Annotated in this window: 22 protein-coding genes and 1 riboswitch; of the genes, 10 read left to right on the top strand and 12 right to left on the bottom strand. The window is 73.8% G+C overall.

Features of this window, described 5'->3' with window-relative positions; all coding sequences use genetic code 11:
• Positions 1-1323, top strand: coding sequence for a DUF58 domain-containing protein (locus ACWD4U_RS02770; RefSeq protein ID WP_363449774.1), 1323 nt, complete (start codon positions 1-3; stop codon positions 1321-1323).
• Positions 1320-3695 (top strand): transglutaminase family protein, encoded by a 2376-nt coding sequence (locus ACWD4U_RS02765; protein ID WP_363449772.1) that lies wholly within the window; start codon positions 1320-1322, stop codon positions 3693-3695. The genes ACWD4U_RS02770 and ACWD4U_RS02765 overlap by 4 nt, the downstream gene beginning before the upstream one ends.
• A 70-nt stretch (positions 3696-3765) precedes the next feature.
• On the opposite strand, the gene ACWD4U_RS02760 is transcribed toward ACWD4U_RS02765, so the two are convergent.
• The 3 genes from ACWD4U_RS02760 to ACWD4U_RS02750 all read right to left on the bottom strand — a co-directional run bounded on the left by ACWD4U_RS02760 (position 3766) and on the right by ACWD4U_RS02750 (position 5708).
• Positions 3766-4146: a DUF3040 domain-containing protein gene (locus ACWD4U_RS02760; RefSeq protein ID WP_363449770.1), complete on the bottom strand. Its 381-nt coding sequence runs from the start codon at positions 4144-4146 to the stop codon at positions 3766-3768.
• A gap of 229 nt (positions 4147-4375) precedes the next feature.
• A complete protein-coding gene (locus tag ACWD4U_RS02755; RefSeq protein WP_363449768.1) occupies positions 4376-5128 on the bottom strand; it encodes a methyltransferase domain-containing protein in 753 nt (250 codons plus the stop codon).
• Between the two features lie 94 nt (positions 5129-5222).
• Complete coding sequence (locus ACWD4U_RS02750; protein ID WP_363449766.1) at positions 5223-5708, bottom strand: SAV_6107 family HEPN domain-containing protein; 486 nt, start codon at positions 5706-5708, stop codon at positions 5223-5225.
• A 465-nt stretch (positions 5709-6173) separates the two neighbouring features.
• Between ACWD4U_RS02750 and ACWD4U_RS02745 the strand changes: the two genes are divergently transcribed.
• On the top strand, positions 6174-6770 hold the full coding sequence (locus ACWD4U_RS02745) for a DUF4126 domain-containing protein (RefSeq protein WP_363449764.1): 597 nt from the start codon (positions 6174-6176) through the stop codon (positions 6768-6770).
• 49 nt (positions 6771-6819) lie between these two features.
• Positions 6820-8211, top strand: coding sequence for a phytoene desaturase family protein (locus ACWD4U_RS02740; RefSeq protein ID WP_363449762.1), 1392 nt, complete (start codon positions 6820-6822; stop codon positions 8209-8211).
• A 7-nt stretch (positions 8212-8218) separates the two neighbouring features.
• Here the strand turns inward: ACWD4U_RS02740 and ACWD4U_RS02735 are convergent, their stop codons facing one another.
• Together ACWD4U_RS02735 and metF are read right to left on the bottom strand one after the other, a co-directional pair.
• Positions 8219-9004, bottom strand: a complete 786-nt coding sequence (locus ACWD4U_RS02735) for a hypothetical protein (protein WP_363449760.1) — start codon at positions 9002-9004, stop codon at positions 8219-8221.
• 93 nt (positions 9005-9097) lie between these two features.
• Entirely contained in the window at positions 9098-10012 is a 915-nt protein-coding gene (gene metF, locus ACWD4U_RS02730) for a methylenetetrahydrofolate reductase [NAD(P)H] (protein WP_363449758.1), read from the bottom strand.
• 183 nt (positions 10013-10195) lie between these two features.
• Here metF and ACWD4U_RS02725 point away from each other — a divergent pair, with 183 nt between their 5' ends.
• Positions 10196-11302: a polyprenyl synthetase family protein gene (locus ACWD4U_RS02725; protein WP_363449756.1), complete on the top strand. Its 1107-nt coding sequence runs from the start codon at positions 10196-10198 to the stop codon at positions 11300-11302.
• Positions 11303-11717: 415 nt separating this feature from the next.
• Here the strand turns inward: ACWD4U_RS02725 and ACWD4U_RS02720 are convergent, their stop codons facing one another.
• The 4 genes from ACWD4U_RS02720 to ACWD4U_RS02705 form a co-directional block, all read right to left on the bottom strand.
• Positions 11718-12449 (bottom strand): DUF7873 family protein, encoded by a 732-nt coding sequence (locus tag ACWD4U_RS02720; protein ID WP_363449754.1) that lies wholly within the window; start codon positions 12447-12449, stop codon positions 11718-11720.
• A 110-nt stretch (positions 12450-12559) separates the two neighbouring features.
• Entirely contained in the window at positions 12560-13195 is a 636-nt protein-coding gene (thiE, locus tag ACWD4U_RS02715) for a thiamine phosphate synthase (RefSeq protein ID WP_363449752.1), read from the bottom strand.
• The gene (locus ACWD4U_RS02710) at positions 13192-13557 is read right to left on the bottom strand and encodes an Rv2175c family DNA-binding protein (RefSeq protein ID WP_363449750.1); all 366 of its coding nucleotides are present in this window, start codon (positions 13555-13557) and stop codon (positions 13192-13194) included. Before ACWD4U_RS02710 ends, thiE begins: the two co-directional genes overlap by 4 nt.
• A gap of 21 nt (positions 13558-13578) precedes the next feature.
• Positions 13579-14775 (bottom strand): NAD(P)/FAD-dependent oxidoreductase, encoded by a 1197-nt coding sequence (locus ACWD4U_RS02705; RefSeq protein WP_363449748.1) that lies wholly within the window; start codon positions 14773-14775, stop codon positions 13579-13581.
• A gap of 86 nt (positions 14776-14861) precedes the next feature.
• Positions 14862-14974: riboswitch (TPP riboswitch) on the top strand.
• Here ACWD4U_RS02705 and thiO point away from each other — a divergent pair.
• The 4 genes from thiO to pknB all read left to right on the top strand — a co-directional run bounded on the left by thiO (position 14970) and on the right by pknB (position 18922).
• Positions 14970-16115 carry a glycine oxidase ThiO gene (gene thiO, locus ACWD4U_RS02700; RefSeq protein ID WP_449787078.1) on the top strand — a complete coding sequence of 382 codons (1146 nt, stop codon included), beginning with the start codon at positions 14970-14972 and terminating at the stop codon, positions 16113-16115. (Overlaps the previous riboswitch by 5 nt.)
• Positions 16112-16321, top strand: coding sequence for a sulfur carrier protein ThiS (gene thiS / locus ACWD4U_RS02695; RefSeq protein ID WP_363449744.1), 210 nt, complete (start codon positions 16112-16114; stop codon positions 16319-16321). The genes thiO and thiS overlap by 4 nt, the downstream gene beginning before the upstream one ends.
• A gap of 3 nt (positions 16322-16324) precedes the next feature.
• Positions 16325-17122, top strand: a complete 798-nt coding sequence (locus ACWD4U_RS02690; protein ID WP_363449742.1) for a thiazole synthase — start codon at positions 16325-16327, stop codon at positions 17120-17122.
• 75 nt (positions 17123-17197) lie between these two features.
• On the top strand, positions 17198-18922 hold the full coding sequence (gene pknB / locus ACWD4U_RS02685; protein ID WP_363449836.1) for a Stk1 family PASTA domain-containing Ser/Thr kinase: 1725 nt from the start codon (positions 17198-17200) through the stop codon (positions 18920-18922).
• Between the two features lie 30 nt (positions 18923-18952).
• Here the strand turns inward: pknB and ACWD4U_RS02680 are convergent, their stop codons facing one another.
• Positions 18953-19582, bottom strand: coding sequence for a sulfite oxidase-like oxidoreductase (locus ACWD4U_RS02680; RefSeq protein ID WP_363449740.1), 630 nt, complete (start codon positions 19580-19582; stop codon positions 18953-18955).
• 300 nt (positions 19583-19882) lie between these two features.
• On the opposite strand from ACWD4U_RS02680, the gene bfr reads away from it, so the two are divergent.
• A complete protein-coding gene (gene bfr / locus ACWD4U_RS02675) occupies positions 19883-20365 on the top strand; it encodes a bacterioferritin (protein ID WP_363449738.1) in 483 nt (160 codons plus the stop codon).
• Positions 20366-20376: 11 nt separating this feature from the next.
• On the opposite strand, the gene ACWD4U_RS02670 is transcribed toward bfr, so the two are convergent.
• Positions 20377-20610 carry a (2Fe-2S)-binding protein gene (locus ACWD4U_RS02670; RefSeq protein WP_363449737.1) on the bottom strand — a complete coding sequence of 78 codons (234 nt, stop codon included), beginning with the start codon at positions 20608-20610 and terminating at the stop codon, positions 20377-20379.
• A 125-nt stretch (positions 20611-20735) separates the two neighbouring features.
• Positions 20736-22067, bottom strand: coding sequence for a class II 3-deoxy-7-phosphoheptulonate synthase (locus ACWD4U_RS02665; RefSeq protein ID WP_363449735.1), 1332 nt, complete (start codon positions 22065-22067; stop codon positions 20736-20738).
• Positions 22068-22155 lie beyond the last annotated feature (88 nt).

The raw sequence follows: 22155 nt of genomic DNA, 5'->3' as shown, positions 1-22155 counted from the left end.
ATGGCGCGGGACGACCGCCCCTCCGGACTGCGCTCGGCCCTGCGCGGGCTGACCACCCGCGGCCGCTCCTTCCTGGCGGCCGGCCTGACCGCGGCGCTCTGCGCCTACCTGTTCGGCCAGGACGCGCTGTTCCAGGTCGGCGTGCTGATGGCCGCGCTGCCGCTGGCCGCCTCCCTGCTGCTGGTGCGCACCCGCTACCGGGTCGCCTCCGGCCGCCGGCTCAGCCCGCAGCGCGCCGCGGCCGGCCAGGAGGCCCGGGTCCACCTGCGCCTGGACAACGTCTCCCGGGTGCCCACCGGCCTGCTGCTGCTGGAGGACAAGGTCCCGTACGTGCTCGGGCCGCGCCCGCGCTTCGTCCTCGACCGGGTCGAGCCCAGGGGCTTCCGCGAGGTCTCCTACCGGGTCCGCTCCGACCTGCGCGGCCGCTACCCGCTCGGCCCGCTCCAGCTGCGGCTGTCCGACCCGTTCGGGATGTGCGAGCTGACCCGCTCGTTCACCGCCGCCGACACCCTCACCGTGGTCCCGCAGGTCCAGGACCTGCCGCCGGTGCGGCTGCCCGGCCAGTCCGCCGGGCAGGGCGACTCCAACAAGCACACCCTGGCGCTGGCCGGCGACGACGACGTGATCCCCCGCGAGTACCGGCACGGCGACGACCTGCGCCGGGTGCACTGGAAGTCCACCGCCCGCTACGGCGAACTGATGGTCCGTCGGGAGGAACAGCCGCTCCGGGCCCGCGCCACCGTGCTGCTGGACACCCGGGAGACCGCGCACCGCGGCTCCGGTCCGGCCTCCTCCTTCGAGTGGGCGGTCTCCTGCGCCGCCTCGGTCGCCGTCCACCTGGTGCAGCGCGGCTACCGGACCCGGCTGCTCACCGACACCGGCCGGTCCGTCCCCGAGCACGGCAGCACCGGCATCGGCACCGCCGCGGAGTCCGTCGGCGTACTGCTGGACGCCCTCGCCGTGGTCGAGCACTCCGACGGCGGCACGCTGGCCCGCGCCGAGGAGGTGATGCGGCTCGGCGGCGAGGGCCTGCTGGTCGCCGTGGTCGGCGACCTCGACGAGGAGCAGACCGAACGCCTGGCCCGGCTGCGCCGCCGCACCGGCGGCGCCATCGTCCTGCTGCTGGACACCGGCACCTGGGCGGGCCTGCGCCACCTCTTCCCGGACGCCTCCGACGAGCCGTCCGACAGCCGGATCGACCGGCTGCGCACGGCCGGCTGGACCGTCCTGCCGGTCCGGGCCGGCGACTCGCTGCCCGCGCTGTGGCGCGCCGCGGACCGCACCCAGAACTCCCTTCCCTACCGAGACGAGGTCGGCGCGTGACCACCCGGGCCAAGTTGACGCTCTGCGCGGCGCTGGCCACCGCCCTGGCGGCGCTGTGCCTGTCCCCGCTGTTCCACGACTCCTTCGGCCTGGCCCCGCACGGCGTGCTGATGATCATCGTCGCCGCGGCCGCCGGCTCCGGCCTGCGCGCCCTGCCGGTGCCGCGCGCCCTGGTGGTGCCGCTGCAGCTGCTGGTCGTCCTCTACGCGCTGATGCTGACCACCGTGCAGTCCACGATGACGCTCGGCCTGCTGCCCGGCCCGGGCGCCCTGGACGCGCTGGCCGCCCGGCTCTCCTCGGCCGGCAGCGACCTCCAGGAGTACGCCATCCCGGCCCCCACCACCGACGGCCTGCGGCTGCTGGTGGTCGGCGCGGTCGCCCTGGTCGCCGTCCTGGTCGACGCGCTCGCCGTCACCTACCGCCGGGCCGCCGCCGCGGGCCTGCCGCTGCTCGCCCTGTACTCGGTCGGCACCGGCCTGGCCGGGAACATCGGCGGCACCTGGCTGTGGTTCCTGGCCGCCGCCGCGGGCTTCCTGCTGCTGCTCTACACCGAGGGCCAGGACCGGCTCTCCCGCTGGGGCCGGGTCTTCCACGGCTCCGGCCGCTCCGCCGTCGCGGTCTCCAACGGCGGCCGCCGGGTCGGCCTGATCGCGCTGACCGCCGCCATCCTGCTGCCCGCCTTCGTCCCCGCCGCCGGCGGCGGCCTCTTCGGCGACCTCGGCAGCGGTTCGGGCACCGGCACCGGAACCGGCTCCGGCCGCGGCGACGAACGCTCCCTCAACCTGGTCGTCGCGCTCACCGCCAACCTGCGCAGCAACGACGACGCCGAACTGCTCCGCTTCTCCACCGACGCCCCCGACGTCGACCAGCTCTACCTGCGGGTCGCCGCGCTCAGCGAGTTCGACGGCGAGGAGTGGAAGGTCGGCGGCCAGTCCCTGGAACAGCTGCCCACCACGCTGCCCCGCCCCGAGGGCCTGCTCCCCACCGTCACCACCGGCTCGGTCCGCACCACCGTCGCGGTCTCCGACCGCCTCGGCACCACCTGGCTGCCGATGCCGTACCCCGCCAGCTGGGTCGAGCTGCCCTCCACCGCCAACTGGCGCTTCGACCGCACCGGCCGCACCCTCAGCGCGGTCGCCGGCCAGAAGACCAACGGCCTCTCCTACTCGGTCGGCTCGCTCACCCTCACCCCCACCGCCCAGCAGCTGCGCGGCGCCGGCCAGGCCCCGCTGGAGATCACCAGCCGCTACCTCGGCCTGCCGCCCAACCTCCCCCAGGTGGTCGCCGACACCGCCCGCGACGTCACCAAGGGCAAGACCAACCCGTACGACCAGGCCGTGGCGCTCCAGCAGTACTTCACCAACGGCCAGTTCACCTACAACACCAAGATCGAACCGCGCACCGGCCCGGACGCCATCGCCAAGTTCCTCCAGGACAAGGAGGGCTTCTGCGTCCACTTCGCCGCCACCATGGCCGCGATGGCCCGCTCGCTGAACATCCCCTCCCGGGTCGCCATCGGTTTCACCCCCGGCACCGGCGACTCCGGCAACCGGGTCGTGCGCAGCTCCAACTACCACGCCTGGCCCGAGCTGTACTTCTCCGGCCTGGGCTGGATGCGCTTCGAACCCACCCCCAACCGCGGCAGCGTCCCGCTGTACACCGTCCAGCAGGCCACCGCCGCGCCCACCGCCTCCGCCCAGCCGTCCACCGCCGCGCCCACCGACCAGCCGACCGCGGGCCCGTCCGCCGGCAGCAGCTGCCCCCCGCAGCAGCACAAGGTCGGCGACTGCGCCGACGAGTCCGCGGCCGTCGTCCACCGCGACGACACCGCCTGGTGGCAGTCCTGGCCGGTCCTGCTCGTCCTGGCCGGTCTGCTGGTGGTGCTGGTCCTGCTCGCCACCCCGATGCTCTGGCGCACCCGCCTGCGCCGCCGACGGCTCCCCGCCGCCCCGCAGCTCAGCGACGCCCAGGTGCTCGCCGCCTGGGCCGAACTCCTCGACTCCGCCTGGGACCTGGGCCTGCCCCCGGACGACGCCAGCACCCCCCGCCACACCGCCCGCCGCCTCACCGAGGACGCCCGGCTCACCCCCGACGCCGCGGCCGCCGCCGGCCGGGTCGCGCTCGCCACCGAACGCGTCATGTACGCCCGCGAGACCGTCGCCCCGCCGGACCTCACCACCGACGTCCGCACCGCCAGCGACGGCCTGCGCACCCACGCCACCCGCCGCCGGCGCCTGCGCGCCCTCCTCCTCCCCCCGTCCGCGATCCGCCTCTGGTGGCACACCGCCGACACCGCCGCCACCACCCGCGACCGCCTCGCAGCCACGAAGGAGAAGGCCCTCCGCCCCCTGCGCCGCAAGCCGAAGGAGTAGCGCCGACCGCACAACGAGATCCGCCCGCGGAGAGAAGCACTCTCCACGGGCGGATCACCAGGCGTTACGGCTAAAGCCCCTGCTGCTCATCGCGGCGCCGCTGCCACCGCTGCTCCATCCGGTCCATCACATTGGCCTTCCGGCGAGGCGCCGACGCCTGCCGAGAACCGCCGTGACCAGCCGGGCCACGTCGCCACGCGGTGACCGCGAGGACCGCGCAACCCAGCATCACCAGGAACCCGACCACGCTTACCCAGATGAGCTGGGCGACCATGCCGCCCATGAGAAGCGCGATGCCCGCCACGAATCCCGCCACGGCCAGGTAGACCCGCCGACGGGTGTAGGTGCGCAGGCCGGTTCCCTCAAGCGCTGACGCGAACTTGGGATCTTCGGCGTACAGCGCTCGCTCCATCTGCTCGAGCAGTCGCTGCTCGTGCTCCGAGAGCGGCACGGAGTCCTCCTACTCGTCGGTCGCGGGGCGACCGGTCCGCCACCCCTGGCTCGGCCCTGTGTGGTCCATATGCCCCATGGGTCCAGCCGTCATGCTTACCGGCTTTACCCAGATCATACGGTCCACGGACGGAGTTCGGCGTGGTCAATCAGGCGTGGCTCGGGCCACCACGGCGGACGGCCCGCCGTGTCAACGAGCGGACCGTCGCCATAGTGCCCTCACCGAAGGTTCACACGGCCTCGGCAAGCAGGTGGAGCTGCGTGGCCACGGCGTGGAAGGCGGGCTGCTCGGCGGCGGCGAGTTCGAGCTTCAGCAGGGCGTCCAGCGCGCCGGGCTCGGTGTCGACCAGGACGCCGGGCACCAGGTCGGCGAAGACCCGTACGCCGTGCACGGAGGAGACCCGGAGGCCGGCCGCGCTGGCCAGGGCGTCGAGTTCCTCGCCGGTGAAGCGGCGCGGCATCGGGTCGCCGGCGCCCCAGCGGCCGTCGGGGGCGTCGAGGACGGTGCGGGCCTCGGCGAAGTGGCCGGCCAGCGCGCGGGCCAGGACGGCGCCGTTGCGGTTGGCGGCGAGCAGGCTGACCAGGCCGCCCTTGGCGAGGGCCGCGACCAGGTTGCGGAGGGCGTCGGCCGGGTCGTCGACGACCTCCAGCACGCCGTGGCAGAGCACGGCGTCGACCGAGCCGGCCGGGACCAGCTCGGGGAGGGTCTGGGTGTCGCCCTGGACGGCGCGGACCAGGTCGGTGACCCCGGCCTCGGCGGCCCGCCGCTCCAGGGCGAACAGGGCGTCGGGGCTGGGGTCGACCACGGTGACGCGGTGGCCGAGCCGGGCCACGGGCACGGCGAAGTTGCCGGTGCCGCCGCCGGTGTCGACGACCTCCAGCACCGGCCGTCCGAGCTCGGCGGAGCGCCGCTCCAGGGCCGCCCGCACCACCTCCCACACCACGGCGGTACGCAACGCACTGCGGGGACGAGTCGGATACAAGGCGGCACCCCTCTTGGCAGGAGACTTCCAGGGCCTGGAAACCCCACCACCATATCCGTCGCCCGTGGCCCCTCCGGAGCGGCGCAGCGCCGGTTCAGGGGTGCAGGGCGAGCATCCGTTCGACGATCCGGAGGTAGAGCGCGGTGTTGCGGATCAGGTCGTCCGCGTCGCGGGCGGTGGCGGCGCCGGTGATGCCCGCTTCGGCGGCCGCGCGGGTGCGGGCGCCAGCCGCGAAGTAGGCGGCCCACTCGGCGAGTTCGGGGGCGACTTCGGGGAGCAGCTCCCAGGCCGAGCGGATCGCCTGGCGGCGCCGCGGGTTGCGCTCGGGGCGGCCGCGGACGGCGAGCACGGCGGCGGTGGTGCGCAGGGCCGCGAGGTGGGCGGTGGCGTAGCGCTCCAGCGGGTCCTGCCGGCCGCGGGCGTGCACCAGGGTGCGGTGGGCGTGGCGCAGCAGTTCGAGCGCGGCCGGTGGGGCGGTGACCCGCCGCAGTACCGGGTGGACGTCGGCTCCCCGGGCGGCGGGCAGCGTGGGTTGATCGACGGCGGGTCGGGCGACAGGCTCAGGACGACTGATGGTCATGGGTCTCCCCCGTTCTCTCCGGACCTCGTGCCGGACCGGGCGGCCCGCGCATGCATCCATCGTGAACGGAGGCACTGACAACGTCCGGGCGGTGCGTTCCCGGACCGTCGTCCCTCCCCGTCCCCACGGCCGGTCCCCCCCCGGGTGGGCGGGCTCCGCCGCCCCGTGTCGGCGGTGCCCGGCCCCCGTTTCCGGCCGTTGGTCGCGCCCCTGACCGTGGTGTAGGCCACCGATCCCCCACTGGCGGTGACCGGCCCGGGGCGCTCCGGGCGGGCAGTGCCCTGCGGCCGCCGTCCCGGTGGGCATTACTGTGCCGTCCGGCCACCGCCGGCGGGAATCCGTCGGGCTACTCATCCGGCGATCTGAGTACGGATACTCAGGCCCCCCGTCCGTCGGCGGGGGCCGGTACGGTGTGCGGGCGGGCGACTCGTCCGAGGGGCGGGCGGGCGCGGAGGGGGGCCTGGGGTGAACGTCATCCCGCTGATCTTCACCAGCGGCTGGGCGAGCGGCGTCAACGCGTACGCCGTGGTGCTGCTGCTGGGCCTGTTCGGCCGGTTCGGCGGCGTCGACTCGGTGCCGCCGGTGCTGGAGCGCACGGACGTGCTGGTCGCGGCCGCGGCGCTGTTCCTGTGCGAGGCGGTGCTGGACAAGATCCCGTACGTGGACAGCCTGTGGGACGTGGTGCACACGGTGGTCCGGCCGATCGCGGGCGCCACGGTGGGCGCGCTGCTGGCGGCGCACGACCCGGGGTCGCTGGGCGAGGTGGCGGCGGGCGCGGTGGGCGGCACCACGGCACTGGCCAGCCACGGCGTCAAGGCCGGTCTGCGGATGGCGGTGAACACCTCCCCCGAGCCCGCCTCCAACATCGTGGTGAGCCTGGCGGAGGACCTCTCCGTGGCCGGCCTGATCTCGCTGGCGATCTTCCACCCCTGGCTGGCGGCCACCATCAGCTCGGTGCTGCTGGCGCTCGGCCTGCTGCTCGTCTGGTTCGCGGTCTCCCGGATCCGCCGGTTCCTCCAGCGCCGCCGCGAGCGCCGTGCGGCGCGGGCCGCGACGACCTGACGCCGGGCACCGCGGGAGCTCCGCCTCGGCCCGCATAGGATCTTCTGCCATGGCTCGGATCATCGTCGTCGGCGCAGGTATGAGCGGCCTGGCGGCCGCGTCCCGGTTGGGCACGCTGGGGCACCGGGTGACGGTGTGCGAGGCGACCGGGACGTTCGGCGGGATGGTCGGGGGGTACCGGCGGGACGGGTTCGGGTTCGACACCGGGCCGGGCCTGCTCGCGCTGCCCGCGGTCTACCGGGACCTGGCGCTGAAGACCGGTCGGGAGCCGCTGGAGCAGCTGGTGGGGCTGCGGCCGGTGGAGCCGGAGAGCCGGCACGTGTTCGCGGACGGCACCGGGCTGGTGCTGCCGAACGCCTCCCGCGGTGGCGTCGGCCAGGCACTGGACGCGGCCTTCGGCCCGGGTGCCGGCGAGCGCTGGGGCGCGGTGCTGAACCGCGGCCGCACGGTGTGGGAGGCGACCCGCCGTCCGCTGCTGGAGGAGCCCCGTCCGGCCGTCGACCCGGCCGACCCGTACCCGGCGCCGCCGCGTCGCGGCCTGGCCCGCCTGCGGTCGCGCTCCGGCTACACGCTGGGCGAGGTGGCGGCCGGCGAGCTGGGCGGCGTCCCGGGCCTCACGGCGCTGCTCGGCGAGTACGCGCTGCGCCACGGCCTGCACCCGGCGCTGTCCCCCGCCTCGGCGACGGTGCTGCCGTACATGGAGCAGTCCTTCGGCGTGTGGTCCGTGGACGGCGGGCTGCGGGCGCTGGCGGAGGCGGTGTTCGCGCGGTGCGAGCGGCGCGGGGTGGAGTTCCGGTTCGACACCCCGGTGCGCGGGCTGGAGCTGGCGGACGGCCGGGTCGCCGGGGTGCGCACCGACGACGGGGTGCTGCCCGCCGACGCGGTGCTCTCCGCGGTGCCGGGCCTGGGCGTGGAGCCGCCGGCCGAGCCCGCACCGGGCCGGTTCACCGTGCTGCTGGCACTGGACGGCGCCCGCCCGCCGGGCACCGCGCACCGCACCGTGCTGCACGCCGCGGACGGCGCGGCCGAGGCCCGGGCGGTGTTCGCCGAGCGGACGCTGCCGGCCCGGCCGACCGTGCAGGTGCTGCGCCCGGACGATCCGGCGCTGGTGCCGGGCCCGGACACCGAGGCGGTCACCCTGACCGTCACCGTCCCGGCCGACCTCCCGCTCACGGACGCCGCCCGGGAGGCGTACGCCGACCAGCTGCTCGCGCACCTCGCCGACGGCGGTCTGGAGCTGCGCGACCGGCTGCGCTGGCGGGAGACCCGGGTGACCGGATCGGTGCCGCCGCCCTCGCTGGCCGGCGGCCGCCTGGCGCAGGCCAACGAGTCGGCGGTGCCGGGCCTCTACCGGATCGGCGGGCACGCCCATCCGGGCGGCGGGCTGGCCCGGGTCGGGATGTCCGCGTCGATCACCGCGGGCCTGCTCGGCCCGGCCTGACGGATCGTCAGACCTGCTGCTGGTAGCCCCAGTTCTGCTGCTGGTGGTCCTGCTGGCGGTACTCCTGCTGCTGGTACTCCTGCTGGGGGCCGGGCTGCTGCGGGATGTACGGCTGCTGCTGGTACTGCTGGTACCCGTACTGCTGCTGGTAGTACGGGTCCTGGTAGACCGGCTGGCCGTACTGGTCGTAGCCGTAGACCTGCGGCTGGGCCCACTGCTCCTGATACTGCTGCTGGTACTGCTGGTACGCGTACTGCTGCTGGTAGTACTGCTCCTCCGCGAGCTGCTGTTCCAGGGACTGCTGTTCGGCGGCCGGCTGGTAGGCGGCGGGGTCCTCGGTGTACACGCCGGTCGCGTCGAGTTCCTGGAACTCCTCGTAGGCGTAGCCCTGTTCGGCGTCCAGGTCGTCCTCCTCGATCGGGCCGACCTCACCGACCGCGGGGACGTGCACCGCCGCGGGGGCGACCGCCGCGCCGCCGGTGGCGGCGGCCAGCAGCGGGACCCTGGCGAGCGGGCCGGGGAGGCTGCCGTCGGGCCGGCGCAGCGACCAGCCGACCGGCCGGCCGCGCTTGACCGAGAGGGTCACCAGGGTCTGGCCGAGTGCGAAGCCGACCGCGCCCGCGCCGATCAGCGGGACGGAGCCGAGCGTCATGCCCGCCACCACGCCGAGGAAGCCGGCCAGGGCGAGCGCCCGCCAGTGCAGCGCGGCGCGGTTCTGCAGCAGCAGTTCGGCGGTGAGCCAGAGCGCGACCAGCGCCAACGCGCCTTGCAGGATCAGGTGTCCGATGCCCATCCCGCAACCTCCAGATCGCCACCGAGCCGCGCGGTTGCGGGCGACTGTACCGCCTCCGGGCGAACAGCACCGCATCCCGGGCGCCACCCGGGCTCAGCGGCTGTGCAGGCCGAGGTTCTGGTAGATCTCCAGCGTGGAGGTGGAGTGGTTCAGGGTGATGAAGTGCAGCCCGGGGGCGCCTTCCGCGAGCAGCCGCTCGGACATCGCGGTGGCGTGCTCCAGACCGACCGCGCGGACCGCCGCCGGGTCGTCGGCGACCGCCTCGAAGCGGCGCTGCAGCTCGGCCGGGAACGGCGAGCCGGACAGCTGCGGGAAGCGCACCAGCTGGCGGATGTTGGTGACCGGCATGATCTCCGGGATGATCGGCGTCTCGCAGCCTGCGGCGGCCACCCGGTCGCGCAGGCGCAGGTAGTCCTCCGGCTCGAAGAACATCTGGGTGATCGCGTAGTCCGCGCCGGCCCGGCACTTGGCGACGAAGTGCCGGATGTCCTCGTCCCAGTTCTCCGATCGCGGGTGCATCTGCGGGAAGGCGGCCACGCCGACGCAGAAGTCCCCGATGCCCTTGATCAGTTCGACCAGCTCGTAGGCGTAGCTGACGCCCTCGGGGTGCCGCACCCACTCGCCCATCGGGTCGCCGGGCGGGTCGCCGCGCACCGCGAGCACGTTGCGCACGCCCTCGTCGGCGTACTGGCCGATGATGTTGCGCAGTTCGGCGACCGAGTGGTCGACGGCGGTCAGGTGGGCGACCGGGGTGAGGGTGGTCTCGGTGGCGATCCGGCCGACCATGTTGACCGTGCGGCCGCGGGACGAGCCGCCGGCGCCGTAGGTCATGCAGACGAAGTTCGGGGCCAGCGACTCGACCCGGCGGATCGCGTCCCAGAGCTTGCGCTCGCCCTCCTCGCCGCGCGGCGGCATGAACTCGAAGGAGAACGAGCGGTCGCCTGCCGCCAGCAGGTCGCGCACGGTCTGTGCGCGGTCGCTTCTGGTGGAGGGAATCCCGAGTGCCATGCAGGCAGGTTAGCCGTCCGCGACGCGCCGCGGACAAACCGCGTCCACGAGTTGAGACGGGTGTTGAGACTCCTCGACCACCCCCGCGGTGACCTGCGCCGACGGTCCGCGACGGGCCGCGCGACCGGGTCACCCGATTGCGCGCGTTAGTCTGACTGTCAGCCGATCTATCCGGAGTTTCAGGTGCCCACCTCCATCCGTCTGCCCCGCAACCCCGTCGAAGCGGAGGACGTGCGGACACGCGTCAACGCCGCGCTCGCCGCGTTCATGGCCGAGCGGACGGCGCTGCTCTCCGGCATCTCCGACCAGCTCGGGCCGGTCGCCGACGCGCTGCGCGACTTCCTGCTGGACGGCGGCAAGCGGCTGCGCCCGGCGTTCTGCTACTGGGGCTGGCGGGCGGCCGGCGGCGCCGAGGACGAGCCCGGCATCGAGCAGGCCGCCGCCGCGCTGGAGCTGCTGCAGGCCAGCGCCCTGGTGCACGACGACCTGATGGACCGCAGCGACACCCGCCGCGGCCTGCCCTCGATCCACCGCCGCTTCGAGCAGCTGCACCGCACCAGCGGCTGGCGCGGCGACCGCGAGCAGTACGGCGCCTCGGCCGCGGTGCTCCTCGGCGACCTGCTGCTGATCTGGTGCGACGAGCTGTTCCAGCGCTCGGGGCTGCCGGCCACCGCGGTCGCCGCCGCCAAGCCGGCCTTCGACCTGATGCGCACCGAGGTGATGCTCGGCCAGTACCTGGACGTGCTGGAGCCGGTGGCCGGCGACTCCGCCGACGCCGACGCGCTGGCCCGCGCACAGACCGTGCTGCACTACAAGTCCGCGAAGTACACCATCGAACGGCCGCTCCAGGTCGGCGCGTTGCTGGCCGGCGCCGGACCGGACCTGGTCGAGGCACTCGGCGCGTTCGGGCTGCCGCTCGGCGAGGCCTTCCAGCTCCGCGACGACCTGCTCGGCGTCTTCGGCGACCCCGCGGTCACCGGCAAGCCGGCCGGTGACGACCTCCGCGAGGGCAAGCGCACCCTGCTGATCGCCCACGCGATGCGCACGCTCTGCCCCGCCGACGCGCACCGCCTCGACACCCGGCTCGGCGCGCCCGACCTCACCCCCGAGGAGATCGCCGACCTGCGCGAGCTGATCGCCGCCAGTGGGGCCCCCGCCGTGGTCGAGGCCCGCATCGACCACCTCATGGACACCGCCCTCGCCGCGCTGGACGCGGCACCGCTGGCCACCGGACCGGCCCGCGAGGTGCTGGCGGCGCTGGCCGACGCCGCGACCGTCCGCAAGTACTGACCGGGAGCGCCCGCCCCGGAAACGTGACGGGACCCGGGAGCGGTATCCAGCGTCCCGGGCCCCTGAGGTGCCACCCAATTGCTCTGCACCGGCACGTTTAAGGCCGGGGATCAATCTCACAACGTCGTGCTTTGCCATTGAAGCTACCGCGCCGCGTAGAGGCGCAGGCGGGAGTCGAACCCGCATCCGACGTTCTCGGTCCCCGTCCGGTCGATCCGGCGCTCGGCGGCGAATGCTGAGACTTGAGCGAGAGTCTGAGTTTCAGGGGGATGCCTCTGCCGTGTTGGGCCACCCCGGCGCGTGGTGCCGGGGGGAGGACTCGAACCTCCACCTGTTCCCCGTTGTCAGCTTCAACCTCAGTGTCAGCTTGCGCTCTTCGCGCCACCCCCGGTCTCACCCGGGGGCGATCATGGGGCTACCCGAACAGGTAGCCGAACACCGCGTCGCCGACCCGCCGGTCGTCGACCTCGGCGCCGTTCGCCTCCTCGCGGGCGTACTGCACGGCCTGCTGCAGCTTCTCCACCCGCTCCAGCAGCTCGTTCACCCGCCGGGCCGGCAGCGCGCCGGAGAACTTCACGGTCGTCCAGTACCCGATCGCGACGTCCTCGTAGTACACCTCGACCTGCGCCGGGTGCTTCTCCGTCGCCTCGGCTTTCACGTGGTTGCGCGGCACCTTCTTGGTGCGGATGGTGCGCACCGCCTCGGTCTTCCACGCGTCGGTGGACGGGTCGTGGTTCCACGCCTCGGCGGCGTCCAGCACCGGCAGCTTGCGGACGAAGGTCCGCAGGTCGGTCAACTGCTTCTCCAGGAACAGCAGGTACGTCACCGGCGCGGCCGCCACCAGCGTCCGCCCGTCGACCACCACGTCCCCCCGGGCCTCGGTGTTGGCCCAGTCCTTGGTCGCCGTGACGTCGAACAGCCGGGTCAGCGTCGCCGCGGTCGCCCGCAGCACGTCCTCCGCCTTCACCTGCACCCGCGTGGACTCCGGCGGCAGCTGCTCGCCCTCCTCGTCCTTGGGCTGGTACGTCCGGGAGATGCCCGCCAGCAACGCGGGCTTCTGCAGGTCCTGGTGCGCCTGCGTCAGCTCCTGGAACGACTTCGACTTGACGCCCTTTTCGACGGCGATGATCTGGTTCAACTTGGCCACGCCCGGACGCTACCAACACGCCTGTTCGACCGTCACCCGCTTTTCCGAACCCGCGAGTTGACGCGGAACGGGCCGGGGGCGAAGCGTCCCCGGCCCGCACGGCGGAGCGGTCAGCGCAGGCGCGCGGCGAGTTCGGCGGCGGCGGCGGCCGGGTCCTCGGCGGCGGTGAGGGCGCGGACCACGACGATGCGGGTGGCGCCGGCGGCCAGGACCTCGTCCAGGTTGCCGAGGTGGATGCCGCCGATGGCGAACCAGGGGCGCGCGGAGCCGGCGGCGGCCGCGTAGCGGACCAGGTCCAGCCCGGGGGCGTGCCGGCCGGGCTTGGTCGGGGTGGGCCAGACCGGGCCGGTGCAGAAGTAGTCGACGCCCGGCTCGGTGAGCGCGGTGTCCACCTCCGCCTCGGCGTGGCAGGACCGGCCGATCAGCACGTCCTCGCCGAGGATCCGCCGGGCGACGGGCACCGGGAGGTCGTCCTGGCCGAGGTGGAGGACGTCCGGCCGGGCGCCGAAGGCGACGTCCGCGCGGTCGTTGACGGCGAGCAGCTTGCCGTGGCGGCGCGCCGCGTCGGCGAAGACCTCCAGGTACTCCAGCTCCTGCCGGGCCTCCAGCGACTTGTCGCGCAGCTGCACGACGTCGACGCCGCCGGCCAGCACGGCGTCCAGGAAGTCCGCCAGGTCGCCCTGCTCGCGCCGGGCGTCCGTGCACAGGTACAGCCGTGCGTCGGCCAGCTGCTGACGGGCCGTCACAGGGCCATGGCCTGGGCGCGGCGCTTGACCTCGGTGCCGCGGTTCTCCCGCAGCGCCTGGATCGGGCTGCCCGGCAGCGACGGGTCCTCGGTGAACATCCACTCGAGGATCTCCTGGTCGGAGAAGCCGCAGTCGCGGAGCACGGTCAGGGTGCCGACCAGGTGCTTGACCGGGCCGTCGTCCTCGATGAAGTCGGCCGGGACCTGAAGGGAGTTGTTCTCACCCCGGCGCACGGCCAGCAGGGTGCGGTTCCGCACCATGTCGCGTACCTCGGTGATCACCACACCCCACCGCTCCGAGATGTCGGGCAGGTAGAGCCACGCGGGGACCAGGGCGTCAATCTTCGGATCAATCTCGCTCACGACACCCAGCCTACCCACGCGCTACCGGGTTGCCGCCTTGAGCTGGACGGCCGGGTCCGCGGCGAGCGCCGGGTCGAGCACCGCGCCGCGGTCGATCAGGCGGCGGGCCTGGGCCAGGTCGCGCGGCCGGTCGACGGCGAGCATCGCGACCAGGACGCCGTCGCGCAGCCAGAGCACCGACCACTCCCGCTCGGACGGCGAGCCGCGCCACAGCAGGTGGTCGGCGCCCGCGTGCCGGCCCGCGTACTGGACCATGCGGCCGAACTGCTCGGACCAGAAGTACGGGACGGGGTCGTACGGGCCGTCCGCCGTGCCGAGCAGCCGGCCCGCGACCGCGCCGCCGGAGTGCATCGCGTGGTCCCAGTGCTGGACGGCGAGCCGGGCGCCGAACCGGGCGGAGGGGTAGGAGACGCAGTCGCCGGCCGCCCAGACGCCGGGCAGCGCGGTGCGCAGGCGGTCGTCGACCGGGATCGAGCCGTCCGGGTCGAGGGCGAGCGGGCCGTCGGCGAGCCAGCCGGTGGCGGGGCGGGCGCCGATGCCGACCACCACCTCGTCCGCGGGCAGGTGGGTACCGTCGGCGAGCAGCACCCCGCCGTCGGCGGCGCCCGCGACGCCCGCGCCGCAGCGCAGGTCGACGTCGGCGGCGGCGTACCAGTCGGCCATCAGCGCGCCGAGCTCGGCCGGCAGCGCGCCCGCGAGCGGGGTCGCCGCGGCCTCCACCACCGTGACGTGGCAGCCGAGTTGGCGGGCGACGGTGGCGGTCTCGGCGCCGATCCAGCCGGCCCCGACCAGCACGATCCGCTTGCCGGGGGTGAGCGCGGCGCGCAGCGCGAGGGCGTCGTCGACGGTGCGCAGCGTCCGGGCGTCGGGCAGCCCGGGCAGCGTCCGGGGGTCGGCGCCGGTGGCGATCACCAGCGCGCCGTACGGGAGTTCGCCGCGGTCGGTGTGCAGCACCCCGGCGTTCAGGCCGGTGGCCCGGTGGCCGGTGAGCACCTCGACGTCGAGGGCGGGCCAGTCGAGGTCGAAGACGGTGGAGTCGGCCTTGCCGAGCAGGACGTCCTTGGAGAGCGGCGGCCGGTCGTACGGCAGGTGCCGCTCCGCGCCGAGCAGGGTCACCGCACCCTCCCAGCCGCCCTGTCGCAGGCCCAGCGCGACCTGCGCGCCCGCCATGCCCGCCCCGACCACGACCACCCGGTCCGTTGCCCTCAACTCAGCCATGCCGTCCACAGTAGCGAGCCGTCCTCGAGCGTCCGCCCTTCGAATGTGCTTACAGCTCCGGCCGCGCCCGGCGTTATGGTGGGTGCACACCTCATCACGGGAGCCCGGAGCACCGGGCTGAGAGGCGGGCTGACGCGGCCTGCGACCGTCCGAACCTGATCCGGGTCATGCCGGCGAAGGGAGAAGAAGCCGCTGTGGCACATTCCGACGTGCTGGTGGTCGGCGGGGGCGTCATCGGCCTCGGCGTCGCCTGGCGCACCGCGCAGCGCGGCCTGTCGGTCGCGCTGGTCGACCCCGCCCCGGGCGGCGGCGCGGCGCAGGTCGCCGCGGGCATGCTCGCCCCGGTGACCGAGCTGCAGTACGGCGAGGAGCCGCTGCTGCGCCTGGGCATGGCCTCCAACGAGCGCTACGCCGCCTTCACCGCCGAGCTCACCGAACTCACCGGCCTGGACACCGGCTACCGGCAGACCGGCACGCTGGCCGTCGCCCTGGACGCCGACGACCGCGCCGAACTGCGCGAACTGCACGCCTTCCACCAGCGCCTGGGCCTGGCCTCCGAGTGGCTGACCGGCCGGGAGTGCCGCCGGCTGGAGCCGATGCTGGCCCCCGGGGTGCGCGGCGGGCTGCACGTCGCCGACGACCACCAGGTGGACGGCCGCCGGCTGGCCCGCGCCCTGGTCGCCGCCGCCGAGCGGCTCGGCGTGGTCCTCCACCGCGCCGAGGCCGCCGAGCTGCTGGTCGCCGACGGCCGCGCCACCGGCGTCCGGCTGTCGACCGGCGAGCGGCTGACGGCCGGGCGGACCGTCCTCGCGGCCGGCTCCCGCAGCCACCTGCTGCCCGGGCTGCCGGACGGGGTGCTGCCCGCGATCCGGCCGGTCAAGGGCCAGGTGCTTCGCCTGCGCGTGCCACCGGCGTACCGGCCGTTCCTGTCCCGCAACGTCCGCGCCGTGGTGCGCGGCCAGCATCTGTACCTGGTGCCGCGCGCCGACGGCGAGGTGGTGATCGGCGCGACCACCGAGGAGCTGGGCCACGACACCACGGTCACCGCCGGCGGCGTCTACGAGCTGCTCCGCGACGCCCACGAACTCGTCCCCGGCATCACCGAGCTGCCGCTCGTCGAGACGGGCGCGGGCCTGCGCCCGGGCTCCCCCGACAACGCCCCGCTGCTCGGCCCGACCGCGCTGCCGGGCCTGGCCGCCGCCACCGGGCACTACCGCAACGGCGTGCTGCTCACCCCGGTCACCGCCGACCTGCTCGCCGACTACCTCGCCACCGGTGAAGTCCCCGCGCTGGCCGCCGACTTCGCCCCCGACCGCTTCACGACCAAGGTCTCCGCATGAACCAGATCGCCCTGACCGTCAACGGCGCCCCGCGCACCCTGCCCGCCGCCGTCACCCTCGACACGGTGGTCGCCGAACTCTCGGCCGCCAACACCGGCGTCGCCGCCGCCGTCAACGAGGCCGTGGTGCCCCGCAGTTCGTGGTCCGCCACGGCGCTGCGCGACGGCGACCGGGTCGAGATCCTCACCGCCGTCCAGGGAGGCTGACCGATGGCCGACGACCTCCTCACCATCGCCGACACCACCTTCACCTCCCGCCTGATCATGGGCACCGGCGGCGCCCCCAGCCTGGACGTCCTGGAACAGGCCCTGAAGGTCTCCGGCACCGAGCTGACCACCGTGGCGATGCGCCGGGTCGACACCGCGACCCAGGGCTCGGTCCTGGAGGTGCTGGCCCGCAACGGGATCCGGGTGCTGCCGAACACCGCGGGCTGCTACACCGCCGGCGAGGCCGTGCTGACCGCCCGACTGGCCCGCGAGGCGCTCGGCACCGACTGGGTGAAGCTGGAGGTGATCGCCGACGAGCGGACCCTGCTGCCCGACCCGATCGAACTGCTGGACGCCGCCGAGACGCTGGTCGACGACGGCTTCACCGTCCTGCCGTACACCAACGACGACCCGGTGCTGGCCCGGAAGCTGGAGGACGTCGGCTGTGCGGCGATCATGCCGCTGGGCTCGCCGATCGGCTCCGGCCTCGGCATCCGCAACCCGCACAACTTCCAGCTGATCACCGAGTCCGCGGGCGTCCCGGTGATCCTCGACGCCGGCGCCGGCACCGCCTCCGACGCCGCCCTGGCCATGGAACTCGGCTGCTCCGCCGTGATGCTGGCCTCCGCCGTCACCCGCGCCCAGGACCCGGTCCTGATGGCCGACGCCATGCGCCGCGCGGTCGAGGCCGGCCGGCTGGCCCACCGCGCCGGCCGCATCCCGCGCCGCTACCACGCCGAGGCGTCCTCCCCGACGGCGGGCCTGGCGGACCTGGACACCCGGGAGCGGCCCGCGTTCTAGGGTCTGCCACCGAACCCGGGGGCGGGCGATGTGCACCCTTCGTCGCCCTCCTCCCCCTACACTCCTCGGGTGGACATGCCCCTCAACGACCCCCTGATCGGGGCGCTGCTCGACGGACGGTACCGGGTCGAGCAGCTGGTCGCCGTCGGCGGGATGTCCACGGTGTACCGCGGGACCGACACCCGGCTGGACCGGACCGTGGCGCTGAAGGTGATGCAGCCGTCGCTGGTCGGCGACGCCGCCTTCACCGCGCGGTTCATCCGCGAGGCCAAGGCGGTCGCCCGGCTCGCCCACCCCAACGTGGTGAACGTGCTCGACCAGGGCGCGGACGCCCGGGCCGTGTTCATGGCGCTGGAGTACGTCCCCGGCCGCAACCTGCGCGACGTGCTGCGCGACCGCGGCGCGCTCTCCGTCCGCGCGGCGCTCGACATCCTGGAGCCCGTGCTGGCGGCGCTCGGCGCGGCCCACCGCGCCGACCTGGTGCACCGGGACGTCAAGCCGGAGAACGTGCTGATCACCGACACCGGCCTGGTCAAGGTCGCCGACTTCGGCCTGGTCCGGATCCTCACCGGCCAGGACGCCGCGCCGTCCACCGAACCGAACCAGCTGCTGGGCACCGTCTCCTACCTGGCGCCGGAGCTGATCAGCCGTGAGGTGGCGCCGGACCAGCGGGTCGACGTCTACGCGGCGGGCATCCTGCTGTACGAGATGCTGACCGGCGCGAAGCCCCACACCGGCCTGAACGCCGGCGAGGTGCTGTACCGCCACCTGCACGAGGACGTCCCGCCGCCGTCCCGGACCGCCCCGGCGGTCGGCCCGGAGCTGGACGCGATAGTGGCCGCCGCCACCGCCCGCGACCCGCAGCGCCGGCCGTGGGACGCCGTGGAGCTGCTGGCCGCGCTGCAGCGGGCCCGCCGCGCGCTCGGCCCGGCGCAGCTGAACGCCGAGCCGCCGGCCTCCACCCGCCCGACGCCCCGGTACAACCCGGGCGAGGTCACCGCGGTGATCGGCGCCGTGCCGCCCGACGGCCTGGAGCGCACCAGCGTGCTGGAGGTGCCGCCGCAGCTGCTGCCGCCGGTCCGCCCGGTGCACGACGAACCGCCGGCCCGCCCGTCGCGCCGCCGGCGCAGCCGCAAGCCGCTGGTGTGGGCGGCGGTGGGCGTGGCCGTGGCGCTGCTGGTCACCGGGATCACCTTCACGCTGTCCAGCGCGGTGTACGCGACGGTGCCGAGCGTGCTCGGGCAGAGCCAGGAGCAGGCGACGGCGACGCTGGACGGGCAGGGCCTGCACGGGACCTTCGTGCAGCAGTTCAGCGAGTCGGTGCAGGCCGGGCAGGTGATCGCCACCGAGCCGGGGAACGGGACCCGGATCCGCAAGAGCGACCCGGTGCGGGTGGTGGTCTCGCGCGGCCCCGAGCGGGTGGCGGTGCCGGAGCTGACGGGCCGTCCACTGGTCGACGCCACCCGGGCGCTGACCGACGCGAAGCTGTCGGCGGGCACCGTCCGCGAGCAGTTCAGCGACACCGTGCCGAAGGGCTCGGTGATCGGCGCCGACCCGGTCCCCGGCACCCGGCTGGCCCCCAACGCGCCGGTGGCGCTGACGGTTTCGAAGGGCATGACGCCGGTGCCGGACGTCGGCGGGCTGTCCTGGGACGACGCGTCGAAGGCACTGGAGGCGGCCGGCTTCCAGGCCAAGCTCGGCGGGCTGCTCCCGCTCGGCAAGGTGACCGGCCAGTCCCCGGCGGCGGGCACCCCGCGCCCGCAGGGCTCGGTCGTGACGGTCACCGTCAGCCTGTTCTGACCCGCACCGCCGCGACCCGCTGACGCGGCGTCAGCGCAGCGGGCCGTCGCCGTCCTGCTCCTGGTACGAGTAGCGCTGCTGCTGCCACGGGTCGGCCAGGTTGTGGTAGCCGCGCTCCTCCCAGAAGCCGCGCCGGTCGGCCCGCATGTACTCGACCGCGCGGACCCACTTGGGGCCCTTCCAGGCGTACAGGTGCGGGACCACCAGGCGGACCGGGAAGCCGTGCTCCAGGGTGAGCGGCTCGCCGTTGTGGTGGGTGGCGAAGACGGTGCCCGGGTCGGCGAAGTCGGCGAGCCGCAGGTTGGCGCTGTAGCCGTACTCGGCCCAGACCATCACGTGGGTGACCGAGGGGTCGGGCGGGACCAGGTCCAGCACGGTCTTGCCGGCGACGCCGCCCCACTCGTTGCCGAGCATGGAGAACTTGGTGACGCAGTGGAAGTCGCCGCGGACGGTGACCCGGGGCAGCGCGTGGAAGGCGGCGAAGTCCCAGCTGGTCTTCTCCGCGTCGGCAGTGGCCCCGAAGACCTGGAAGTCCCAGCTCTGCGGCTTGAACCGGGGCACCGGACCGTAGTGCAGCACCGGCCAGCCGCGTTGCGGCTTCTGCCCCGGGGGGAGCCTCGGGTCAGACGGCGGCGGTTGTTCCGGTTGGTGCTGACCCATGCCTCCATGGTGACAGACGGCGGGCGCCTTCCCACGCGCGCCCCCGCCGCACGCCCCCGGGAAATGTCTCCGTCGGGAGGGGGGCAGCGCGCCGCAAATCCGCGCGCGCGTTCGGGTGAGATACCCCCGAACGGCTCAATCAATTCCCCATACCAGCAGGTCAGAGCGGTGCACACGCACGGAAATGCGGTCCGGAAATACCCGCGGTAAGCGTGAACTTACTGGAAGTACACCCGTTCAGGTGCCACGATGCGGGGCAACCGGGCACCCACCGGAATTCGCCGTACAGGAAGGCAGGCCATGCAGGGCGATCCCGAGGTCATCGAGTTCCTCAACGAGCAGCTGACGGCCGAGCTCACCGCCATCAACCAGTACTTCCTGCACGCGAAGATGCAGGAGAACTTCGGCTGGACGAAGCTCGCGAAGTACACCCGGCACGAGTCCTTCGACGAGATGAAGCACGCCGAGGTGCTGACCGACCGGATCCTGTTCCTGGACGGGCTGCCGAACTACCAGCGGCTGTTCCACGTCCGGATCGGACAGACCGTCAAGGAGATGTTCGAGGCGGACCGGCAGATCGAGGTCGAGGCGATCGACCGGCTCAAGCGCGGGATCGTGGTGATGCGCGCCAAGAACGACGTCACCTCGGCGAACATCTTCGAGGACATCCTGGCCGACGAGGAACACCACATCGACTACCTCGACACCCAGCTCGAACTGCTGGAGAAGCTCGGCGACGCGCTCTACATCGCGCAGCTCATCGAGCAGCCGGAGAGCAGCTGACCGCTACCGGGCTACGCGGCCTGCGGGGCGGTGGGCTCGGCCAGACCGATCCGCTGGGCGAGCCGGGCGGTCGGGCAGGGGCGGGCACCGTGCTCACCGAGCAGCGCCTGGATGCGGCGCACGCAGGAGCCGCAGTCGGTGCCGGCCTTGCAGCCGCCGGCTATCTGGCGCGGCGTGGTCGCCCCGGCGTCGATCGCCTGCTTCACCTGGTCCTCGGTGACCGCATGGCACATGCACACGTACATGCGCGGCCCCTTCCAGCTCGTGCGGTTTACTGAGCCTTACCTTACCTGGTGGTCCGGGTACGAAAAAGGCCCCTCCGACTCGGATGTCCCGAATGCGGAGGGGCCTTCGTCACACTGCCGGCCGGTTACTGGCCGCGGTACATCTCGGCGACCAGGAACGCCAGGTCCAGCGACTGGCTGCGGTTGAGGCGCGGGTCGCAGGCGGTCTCGTAGCGCTGGTGCAGGTCGTCGACCAGCACCTCGTCGCCGCCGCCGACGCACTCGGTGACGTCGTCGCCGGTGAGCTCCACGTGGATGCCGCCCGGGTGGGTGCCGAGCGCGCGGTGGACCTCGAAGAAGCCCTTGACCTCGTCCAGGACGTCGTCGAACTTGCGGGTCTTGTGGCCGCTCGACGCCTCGAAGGTGTTGCCGTGCATCGGGTCGGTGATCCACACGACCTGCGCGCCGGAGGCGGTGACCTTCTCCACCAGGGTGGGCAGGTGGTCACGGATCTTGCCCGCGCCCATCCGGGTGATGAAGGTGAGCCGGCCGGGCTCGCGGTCCGGGTCGAGCCGGTCGATCAGGGTGAGCGCGTCGTCGACCGTGGTGGTCGGGCCGAGCTTCACGCCGATCGGGTTGCGGATCTTGGCCGCGAACTCGATGTGCGCGTGGTCGAGCTGACGGGTGCGCTCGCCGATCCACACCATGTGGCCGGAGACGTCGTACAGCTCACCGGTGCGCGAGTCGGTGCGGGTCAGCGCCGTCTCGTAGTCGAGGATCAGCGCCTCGTGCGAGGAGAAGAACTCGACCGTCTTGAACTCCTCGGGGGCCACCCCGCAGGCGTTCATGAAGGCCAGCGCCTGGTCGATCTCCCGGGCCAGCTGCTCGTAGCGCTGCCCCGCCGGGGAGTTGCGCACGAAGTCCTGGTTCCAGGCGTGCACCTGGCGCAGGTCGGCGTAACCGCCGGTGGTGAAGGCGCGCACCAGGTTCAGGGTGGCCGCGGAGGCGTTGTACATCCGCTTGAGGCGCTCGGGGTTCGGGATCCGGGCCTCGGGGGTGAACTCGAAGCCGTTCACCGAGTCGCCGCGGTAGACCGGCAGGGTCACGCCGTCGCGGGTCTCGACGTTCTTCGAACGCGGCTTGGAGTACTGGCCGGCGATCCGGCCGACCTTGACCACCGGGACGGACGCCGCGTACGTGAGCACGGCGGCCATCTGGAGCAGGGTCTTCAGCTTGTTGCGGATCTGGTCGGCCGAGACGGCGTCGAACGCCTCGGCGCAGTCGCCGCCCTGCAGCAGGAACGCCTCACCACGCGCGACGGCGCCGAGCCGGGCGCGCAGCTGGTCACACTCGCCGGCGAAGACGAGGGGCGGATACGAGGCGAGCTCCGCAAGGGTGTTGCGCAGAGCCTCTTGGTCCGGCCATTCAGGCTGCTGCGCCGCGGGCAGGGACTGCCAGGAGTGGTTAGTCACGGTCACGCACCCAAGGCTACGGGGTGTCACAAGCGAATTGGGGCATCCGCCCGCTGGGTGAGACGGGTCGTGGACATCACCCCGCGGCCCCCGG

This window comes from Kitasatospora sp. NPDC002522, assembly GCF_053595195.1.
Note: the sequence above shows the minus strand (reverse complement) of the source record. Positions and strands in the feature narration are given on the sequence as shown.